The sequence below is a fragment of the Kitasatospora sp. NPDC057940 genome (genome assembly GCF_042887425.1).
Taxonomy (GTDB): domain Bacteria; phylum Actinomycetota; class Actinomycetes; order Streptomycetales; family Streptomycetaceae; genus Kitasatospora.
On sequence record NZ_JBHVPH010000052.1, the window covers coordinates 23089 to 30395 of the forward strand.

5 protein-coding genes are annotated in these 7307 nt (G+C 72.6%); 4 read left to right on the forward strand and 1 reads right to left on the reverse strand.

The features are described 5' to 3' along the window. Positions 1–150 precede the first annotated feature (150 nt). Positions 151–1641, forward strand: a complete 1491-nt coding sequence (locus tag ACFVTF_RS37595) for an alkaline phosphatase PhoX (protein WP_371519307.1) — start codon at positions 151–153, stop codon at positions 1639–1641. Between the two features lie 30 nt (positions 1642–1671). Here the strand turns inward: ACFVTF_RS37595 and ACFVTF_RS37600 are convergent, their stop codons facing one another. Further along, positions 1672–3309, reverse strand: a complete 1638-nt coding sequence (locus tag ACFVTF_RS37600) for a PucR family transcriptional regulator (RefSeq protein ID WP_371519309.1) — start codon at positions 3307–3309, stop codon at positions 1672–1674. A gap of 142 nt (positions 3310–3451) precedes the next feature. Here ACFVTF_RS37600 and ACFVTF_RS37605 point away from each other — a divergent pair, with 142 nt between their 5' ends. The 3 genes from ACFVTF_RS37605 (at position 3452) to pruA (ending at position 7100) form a co-directional block, all read left to right on the forward strand. Then, positions 3452–4048, forward strand: a complete 597-nt coding sequence (locus ACFVTF_RS37605) for a PadR family transcriptional regulator (protein ID WP_371519311.1) — start codon at positions 3452–3454, stop codon at positions 4046–4048. Further along, the gene (locus tag ACFVTF_RS37610) at positions 4045–5310 is read left to right on the forward strand and encodes an FAD-dependent oxidoreductase (RefSeq protein ID WP_387818684.1); all 1266 of its coding nucleotides are present in this window, start codon (positions 4045–4047) and stop codon (positions 5308–5310) included. The genes ACFVTF_RS37605 and ACFVTF_RS37610 overlap by 4 nt, the downstream gene beginning before the upstream one ends. A gap of 161 nt (positions 5311–5471) precedes the next feature. Continuing rightward, entirely contained in the window at positions 5472–7100 is a 1629-nt protein-coding gene (gene pruA / locus ACFVTF_RS37615; RefSeq protein ID WP_371519315.1) for an L-glutamate gamma-semialdehyde dehydrogenase, read from the forward strand. Positions 7101–7307 lie beyond the last annotated feature (207 nt).

Genomic DNA, 7307 nt, shown 5'->3' on the forward strand with positions numbered 1-7307 from the left:
CAAATGGCCGCCTGGGCGTGAGGTGGGCGTCATGCCGGGTTCATCCCTGCGGCGGAGTCTGCTGGGCGTCGACGCCCCGTCTCGACGCCCCGCCCGCCGGGCACCGGGCCCGCCCCCGGTCCGGCGGCCGATTCCTCAGGAGTTGCTGCCATGTCGCTGTCCCGCCGGGACTTCGTCAACCGTTCCACCCTCGTCGGGGCCGGCGTGCTGATCGCCGGCAGCGCGGAGGCGCTGGCCAGCGCTCCGGGCGCGATCGCCGCCCCGGCCGGCGGCGAGCTGCCGGCCGCGTCCGCGGCGGGTGACACCGGCGCCGCGCGCGCCGCCGTCGGCTACGGCCCGCTGGTGCAGGACCCGGCCGGGCTGCTGTCGCTGCCCAAGGGCTTCGCGTACAAGGTCGTCAACCGCGCCGGTGTCACCCGGCTGCGCACCGGCGAGTTCACCCCGAGCAACCACGACGGCACCTCCGCCTTCGAGGACGAGCGCGGCGGCAACCTGCTCGTCACCAACCACGAGCTGCGCGGACCCCGGGCGAACTGGCCGAACCCGGTGCCGCTGACCGAGGGCCACGTCTACGACCCGGGCGCGGCCGGCGGCTGCACCATCGTGCACGCCAAGCGGAACGGCTCGGTCGAGCAGTGGGTCGGCATCGCCGGCACCTCCACCAACTGCGCAGGCGGCGTGACCCCGTGGGGCACCTGGCTGTCCGGCGAGGAGACCGAGGACAAGGCCGGCCAGAACGGCATGACCAAGGACCACGGGTACATCTTCGAGGTCGACCCGTTCGACGACGACTACAACCGCGACCCGCAGCCGGTGAAGGCCTTCGGCCGGTACGCGCACGAGGCCGTCGTGGTGGACCCGAAGCGCGGCCACGTCTACCTGACCGAGGACGCCTCGAACCCCAACGGCCTGCTGTTCCGCTGGACCCCGCCGGCCGGCTTCAAGCACGGCCGCTACAAGCTGCGCGCGCTGGCCGCCGACGCCGGCGTGCTGGAGGCCTTCAAGGTCTTCGACTCCCAGGGCAAGTTCGTCGACGACCTCTCCCGTGCCACCAAGGTCGGCACCACCTACGGCGCGGACTGGGTCAAGGTCCAGGACCGCGACGCCAGGACCGTCTCGGTCCGCAAGCAGTTCAAGGAGGGCGAGGTCACTCGGGCCCGCAAGCTGGAGGGCATGTGGTGGGGTGACGGCGGCTTCTACTTCGTCTCCAGCTTCGCCCGCTCGGAGAGCCCGGTGCAGCACGACGGCCAGGTCTGGTTCTACAACCCGGCCCGCCGCACCATCACCCTGAAGGTGCTGCTCGGCGTCAACACCGACGTGCTCGGCGACCACGACAACTACGACGGCCCGGACAACATCACCGTGTCGCCGTACGGCGGCGTGGTCATCGCCGAGGACGGCGAGGGCGTGCAGCACCTGTTCGGCGCCACCGAGGACGGGCTGACCTACCCGATCGCGCGCAACGAGCTGAACATCGGCAGCGCGGCCAAGCCCGAGTTCAGCGAGTTCACCGGGGTGACCTTCTCGGACGACGGCAAGACCCTCTTCGCCAACATCCAGGAGCCGGGCATCCAGCTGGCCATCACCGGCCCGTGGCACCGGCTGAACGAGCACAAGCGCGGCCAGGGCTACGGCGAGTGACGTAGCGCGTGATGAGGGGGCTGCCCGCGGTCATTCGTCCGCGGGCAGCCTCAGTTGCAGCATCGCCAGCAGGCGCTGCTGCGGCTGGGAGAGGTCGATGCCGGTCAACTGCTCGGCGCGGCGCACCCGGTAGCGCAGGGTGTTGGGGTGGATGTGCAGGGCGTCCGCGGCGACCCGGACCTCGCCGAGCGCGTCCAGCCAGGCCAGCACCGACTCGGCGAGCCGGGTGCCGTGCCGGCGGTCGTACGCGGCGAGCGCGGTGAGCCGGGGGTCGCGCAGGCCGGAGCGCTCCTGGAGCAGCGCGAGCATCTCGCTGACCAGCACCTCGGCCTGGACGTCGATCAGCGCCGCCACGTCGAGGTCCACCCCGCCGCGGCCCATCGCGTCCAGGATGCGGTCCGCCTGCGCGCGGGAGTCCGGCACCTGGGCCAGGCCGTCCACGGTCGAGCCGATCGCGGCGCGCAGCGGGACGCCGAGGTGCTCCCGGGCGGCCACCACCACCTCGTCCGCCCAGCCGCGCACGGTGGCCATCGGCAGGCCGGGCGGGAGTTCGGGCAGCAGCACGTACACCCGGGACTCGATCGGGGCGAGCAGCGCGGTGCGGTGCCGGGCGGCGGTGTGCACCGAGATCAGGCCGGTGACGTCGGAGCGGTGCAGCGCCTCGGTGGTGTGCGCGCTGTAGGCGAGCACGGTGGCCGGGCGCCGCAGGTCCAGGCCCAGGTGGGTGGCGAGCGACTGCGGGCCGGTGGAGCCCTCCAGCAGGCCGGTGAGCAGTGTCCGGGTGAGCCGCATGTCGGCGGACAACTCGCGTCGGCGGCGCACCAGTTGGGCGGCGGCCACCCGGGCGGCGCCGACCAGGGCCTGATCGGCGAGCGGCGCCAGCGGCTGCGCGCCCTCCTGCACCCAGATGGTGCCGAGCGGCTGCGCCCCGGCCCGGATGCCGATCGCCAGGCGGCGGCGCAGGCCGAGTTCGGGGTGCGGTTCGACCGCGATCGGGGCGTCCGAGGTGCGCAGGTGCTGGAAGATGCCCCACTCGCGGAGCTTGGACAGGTACGGCTCGGGGCCCTGCCAGCCGAGGATGGAGAGCCGGCGCAGGTCGTCGACCTCGTCCGAGTCGGAGGAGCGGGAGTACGCCAGCACCCGGCTGGAGGTGTCCTCGATCGAGACGATGCCGTTGGTGAGCACGGCGACGGTCTGGGCGAGGGAGAAGAGGTCGCCCGCGTTGGGTTCGGGGGCGCCCGGGGTGTCCGGGGCGTCCGGGCCGGCGATGATCGCGCGGGCCAGCGAGTCGAGGTGCTCCCAGCGGGTCTCGCGGCGGACCGAGAGCAGGGCGACGCCCGCCTCGGTGGCGGCCTCGCGCAGTGCGTCCGCCTGGCCGGGGCCGTCCAGTTTGACCGCGACCGCCGCGGCGCCGGCCCGTCCGGCGGCGCGCAGGGCGGGGAGGGCGGCGCGGCCGCGGGCGCCGATCGCGAGGACGAGTTCGCCGGGGGCGGCGGTCGGCGGGTCCTCCGGGTCGAGGATCGCGACGTCGCGGACCGGGACGTCCAGGCCCTGCGGGGCGGCCTGGAGTTCGACCAGGGGTTCGCCGAGGGACATCAGCAGCTGGCGGAGCGGGAGGCCGGAGGTGGGCGGGGGCCCGGGGGTGGCGGGGAGGCCGGGGGTCGTCATCGGGCCTCCTTCATCCGCTCGGACAATGCCGTGTGGTTGATTTTAGCCGGGCGGACAGAGTCGTGGCCCGGCTTTCATAAATAGTTGACTCTGACTATTCGGAAATGGATAGTCAGTACTGACCAAGAGATGAGGACGCCTCGTGGCGAAGCGACGCAAGGTGTCGAACCCGCTGGCCCTCGCGGTCCTGGCCGAACTCGTGGCCGGGCCGATGCACCCGTACGAGATGGGGCGCCGACTCAAGGAGCACGGCAAGGACCGCAACATCAAGTACAACCGCAGCTCGCTGTACATGGTCGTGGAGCAGCTGCGGAAGGCCGGGTTCGTCGCCGAACAGGAGACCGTCCGCGACACCCAGCGACCGGAGCGCACCGTCTACGCCGTCACCCCCGAGGGCCGGGCGGAGCTCACCGACTGGATGCGCGAACTCGTCGCCGAACCGCAGCACGAGTACCCCGCGTTCGGGGTCGCGCTGTCGCTGCTCATGGTGGTCCCGCCGGCCGAGGCCGTGGAACTGCTGGAACAGCGGCGGGCCGCGCTGGCCGCCGAGGTGGCGGGCATCCGGGCGGCCCTGCGGAAGGCCTCGGACGACGGCGTGGACTGGATCTTCCTGATCGAGGAGGAGCACCGGGTCGGCGCGCTGGAGGCCGAGGGCCGCTTCGTCGAGCACCTCGTCGGTCGACTCAAGGAGCCGGAGTTCATCCGGACCTGGCACGAGATCTTCGGGAGTCTGGAATGAGTACGAGCAACGGGGAGAAGAAGGCCCTCGTCATCGGCGGCGGGATCGCCGGTCCGGTGACGGCACTGGCCCTGCGCAAGGCCGGCGTCGAAGCCGTCGTCTTCGAGGCCTACGAGTCCTCCGCCGAGGGCATCGGCGGCACCTTCATGATCGCCCCCAACGGGCTCGACGCCCTGGCGACCGTCGGGCTCGGGGCGCAGGTCGGCGCGATCGGGCAGCCGATCGGCCCGATGCTGATCGAGGACGGCCGGGGCGGCGTGCTGGCCGAGTTCGCCGGCCTCCCCGACCTGCCGCCCGGCCGGGTCATGCGCCGCGCCGAACTGTACGAGGTGCTCCAGCGGCGGCTGCGCGAGAGCGGCATCGAAGTCCGGTACGGCAAACGGCTGGTCGGCGCCGAGGAGGGCGCCGACGGCATCACCGCCCGCTTCGCCGACGGCGACACCGCCACCGGCGACCTGTTGATCGGCACCGACGGCACCCGCTCCACCGTCCGCACCCTGATCGACCCGGCCGCACCCGGCGCGCAGTACACCGGCCTGCTCGGCGTCGGCGGCTACAGCCCGTACCGGCTGCCCGGCCGGGCCGGACGCGGCGAGACCATGCACTTCGCCAACGGCGCCCGCGCCTTCTTCGGCTACTGGGGGCTGCCGGACGGCGCCGGGACGGCCTGGTTCAGCAACATCCCGCAGCCCGAACAGCTGACCGCCGAGCAGGTCCGCGCCGTCAGCCCGGAGCAGTGGCTGCGCCGGGTCCGCGACCTGCACGCCGACGACCTGCCCGCCCGGGACGTGCTGCGCGAGGCCGCCGCCGACACCGTCGAGGTCTTCCCGCGGCTGGAGATCATGCCGTCCGTCCCGCACTGGTACCGCGGCCGGATGGTGCTGGTCGGCGACTGCGCGCACGCCCCCTCCAACAGCTCCGGCCAGGGCGTCTCGCTGGCCGTCGAGAGCGCCGTCGAACTCGCCCGCTGCCTGCGGGACCTGCCCGACCGCACCGCCGCCTTCGCCGCCTACGAGGCGCTGCGCCGGCCCCGGGTCGAGAAGATCGCGGCCAACGCGGCGCGCACCAACAACCAGAAGTCCTCCGGGCCGGTCGGCCGGGCGCTGTTCCGGCTGCTCGCGCCGATCGCGATGCGGACCTTCATGAGCCCGGAGAAGATGCTCCGCCCGGTGCACGGCCACCGGATCGACTGGGACCGGCCGGTGCTCCCGGTGGCCTCCGGCGCGAACGGCCGTCAACGGCGCGCCGTGACCGCGCCGTGACTGCGCCGTGACCCCTTCGTCGGGCCGGACAACGCCGTACGGGGGAATTTAGCCTTCCGGCCAATCAAGTGGCCCCAGGGGCAGGAATAGCGTTCGTGCTGTGGCCGACGTGCGACCCGCGTCGGCATCCCCCCGCATCAACGAAGGAGAGCGTGCGCTCTATGGACGCTGTGACCCAGGTCCCCGCGCCGGTGAACGAGCCGGTCCACAGCTACGCCCCGGGCAGCCCGGAACGGGCCCGTCTGGAGGCCAAGCTGAAGGAGCTGGGCGGCCAGGAGCCGGTCCAGCTGACCATGACGATCAACGGTGAGCGCCGCATGGGCGGCGGCACCGAGATCCACGTCGTCCAGCCGCACAACCACGCGGCGAGGCTCGGCACCCTGCGCAACGCCACCCAGGCCGACGCGCAGGAGGCCATCGACACTGCCCTGGCCGCGGCCCCGGCCTGGCAGGCGCTCTCCTTCGACTCCCGCGCCGCGATCTTCCTCAAGGCCGCCGACCTGCTGGCCGGCCCCTGGCGCGAGACCCTGGCCGCCGCCACCATGCTCGGCCAGTCCAAGACCGCCCAGCAGGCCGAGATCGACACGCCCTGCGAGCTGGTCGACTTCCTGCGCTTCAACGTGCACTTCGCCCGCCAGATCATGGCCGAGCAGCCGATCTCCTCGGACGGCGTGTGGAACCGCAGCGACCACCGCCCGCTGGAGGGCTTCGTCTACGCGATCACCCCGTTCAACTTCACCGCGATCGCCGGCAACCTGCCGACCGCGCCCGCGCTGATGGGCAACGTGGTGCTCTGGAAGCCGTCCCCGACCCAGCAGTACTCCGCGCACCTGCTGATGCAGCTGCTGGAGGAGGCCGGCCTGCCCAAGGGCGTCATCAACATGGTGACCGGCGACGGCCTGGACGTCTCCGCCGTGGCGCTCAAGCACCCGGCGCTGGCCGGCATCCACTTCACCGGCTCCACCGCCACCTTCCAGCACCTGTGGCGCTCCGTCGGCGAGAACATCGCCGGCTACCGCACCTACCCGCGGATCGTCGGCGAGACCGGCGGCAAGGACTTCCTGGTCGCCCACCCGTCCGCCGACCCGGCCGTGCTGAAGACCGCGATGACCCGCGGCGCCTTCGAGTTCCAGGGCCAGAAGTGCTCGGCGCTCTCCCGCGCCTACGTCCCGGCCTCGATCTGGGCCGGCCTCAAGGACGAGTTCGCCGCCGAGGTCGAGGGCCTCACCATGGGCGACGTCACCGACCTGACGAACTTCATGTCCGCCGTCATCGACGACCGCGCCTTCGCCAAGAACAAGGCCGCGATCGACCGCGCCCAGGCCGACCCCGCGGTCGAGGTCCTGGCCGGCGGCACGTACGACGACTCGGTCGGCTACTTCGTCCGCCCGACCGTCCTGGTCTGCGAGGACCCGGCGTCCGAGTACTTCCGCGAGGAGTACTTCGGCCCGATCCTCGCCGTGCACGTCTACCAGGACGACAAGTACGACGAGATGCTGGCCCAGATGGAGTCGGCCTCCGCCTACGGCCTGACCGGCGCGATCATCGCCCAGGACCGCGCGGCCGCCCAGGACGCCATGCACAAGCTGCGCTTCGCGGCCGGCAACTTCTACATCAACGACAAGCCGACCGGCGCCGTCGTCGGCCAGCAGCCCTTCGGCGGCGGCCGGGCCTCCGGCACCAACGACAAGGCCGGTGCCAAGCAGAACCTGGCGCGGTGGACCTCGACCCGCTCGGTCAAGGAGACCTTCGTCCCGCCGACGGACTACCGCTACCCGCACATGGGCTGAGTGCCCCTCCCGACCGTTCCGGTCGCCCGACCGCTTCAGTGACCTGACCGCTTCAGTGACCTGACCACTGCGGTCGCCTGACCACTCGGTCACCCGCGACGCCCGGCCCCGCAGCCGGGCGTCGCCCGCCGGGGCGGCGGTGCCACACACCCGCCGCCCCGGCCCCCATCTGCCACCCTTAGAAGCACCCGCAACAGGAGTCACGCT

Bases quoted from the DNA above. Each gene is read 5' to 3' on its own strand.
- ACFVTF_RS37595 (WP_371519307.1), top strand. From the start codon at position 151: ATGTCGCTGTCCCGCCGGGACTTCGTCAACCGTTCCACCCTCGTCGGG.
- ACFVTF_RS37610 (WP_387818684.1), top strand. From the start codon at position 4,045: ATGAGTACGAGCAACGGGGAGAAGAAGGCCCTCGTCATCGGCGGCGGG.
- pruA (WP_371519315.1), top strand. From the start codon at position 5,472: ATGGACGCTGTGACCCAGGTCCCCGCGCCGGTGAACGAGCCGGTCCAC.
- ACFVTF_RS37600 (WP_371519309.1), bottom strand. From the start codon at position 3,309: ATGACGACCCCCGGCCTCCCCGCCACCCCCGGGCCCCCGCCCACCTCC.